Genomic DNA, 262 nt, shown 5'->3' on the forward strand with positions numbered 1-262 from the left:
GTCCTAAAGGGTTGTCGTAGACTACGACGTTGATAGGCAGGGTGTGTAAGTGCTGCGAGGCATTGAGCTAACCTGTACTAATTGCCCGTGAGGCTTAACCATACAACACCCAAGGGGTTTTGTGGACTCAAAACTATTTGTCTCCGCTTTTTAAAAGCAGAAACAAAGTACAAACGCTTGAATGAGTTTGAAGAGAAATAACTTTTAAATACAGTTTTCCAGATTATTTTGCCTTCAGTTTTTAAAAAACTGAAAGTAAAAG

General features: G+C 38.9%; 1 rRNA gene. It reads left to right on the forward strand.

Features of this window, described 5'->3' with window-relative positions:
- A 23S ribosomal RNA gene (locus AB4232_RS00250) occupies positions 1–102 on the forward strand; the annotation flags it as partial.
- Positions 103–262 lie beyond the last annotated feature (160 nt).

Origin of the sequence: Vibrio sp. 10N.286.46.A8 (genome assembly GCF_041470165.1) — a bacterium.
Taxonomy (GTDB): domain Bacteria; phylum Pseudomonadota; class Gammaproteobacteria; order Enterobacterales; family Vibrionaceae; genus Vibrio; species Vibrio tasmaniensis_A.